Origin of the sequence: Streptomyces beihaiensis, assembly GCF_026274175.1 — a bacterium.
GTDB lineage: Bacteria > Actinomycetota > Actinomycetes > Streptomycetales > Streptomycetaceae > Streptomyces > Streptomyces beihaiensis.
Window position 1 is genome coordinate 1 of sequence record NZ_JAPHNL010000217.1, and the last position, 955, is coordinate 955.

Consider the following 955-nt stretch of genomic DNA (forward strand, 5'->3'; position numbering starts at 1 on the left):
TCCACCGGGCGGGCATCGGCGTGATCATGGACTGGGTCCCGGCGCACTTCCCGAAGGACGACTGGGCGCTGGCCAGGTTCGACGGCGACCCGCTGTACGAGCCCGGGGACTCCCGGCGGGCCGAACACCCGGACTGGGGAACGTACGAGTTCGACTTCGGCCGCACCGAGGTGCGCAACTTCCTGGTCGCCAACGCCGTGTACTGGTGCGAGGAGTTCCACATCGACGGCCTGCGCGTGGACGCGGTCGCCTCCATGCTCTACCTCGACTACTCCCGCGACTCCGGCCAGTGGACCCCGAACGTCTTCGGCGGCCGCGAGGACCTCGACGCGGTCGCCTTCCTCCAGGAGATGAACGCCACCGTCTACCGCCGCTGCCCCGGCGTGGTGACGATCGCCGAGGAATCGACCGCGTGGGACGGCGTCACCCGCCCCACCGACACCGGCGGCCTCGGCTTCGGCCTCAAATGGAACATGGGCTGGATGCACGACTCGCTCGGCTACATCACCCACGAACCGGTCCACCGCACCCACCACCACCACGAGATGACCTTCTCGATGGTCTACGCCTACAGCGAGAACTACGTCCTGCCCATCTCCCACGACGAGGTCGTCCACGGCAAACAGGCCCTGGTCTCCAAGATCCCCGGCGACTGGTGGCAACGACGCGCCACCCACCGCGCCTACCTCGCCTTCATGTGGGCCCACCCCGGCAAACAACTCCTCTTCATGGGCCAGGAGTTCGCCCAGGGCGCCGAATGGGCCGAGGAGAACGGCCCCGACTGGTGGCTCCTGGACCCCTCCTACGCGGCCGAACCCGACCACCGCGGCGTACGCGACCTCACCCGCGACCTCAACGGCCTCTACCGCCACACCCCCGCCCTGTGGGAACAGGACACCACCCCCGCCGGCTTCACCTGGGTGGCGGCCGACGCCGCCGACGACAACGTCCTCGC

At 69.1% G+C, this 955-nt stretch carries 1 protein-coding gene; it reads left to right on the plus strand.

All coding sequences use genetic code 11. The features are described 5' to 3' along the window. Nucleotides 1-955 (plus strand): 1,4-alpha-glucan branching enzyme (gene glgB / locus OFY01_RS17440; RefSeq protein WP_266600938.1); only part of this gene is annotated, 955 nt, incomplete at both ends.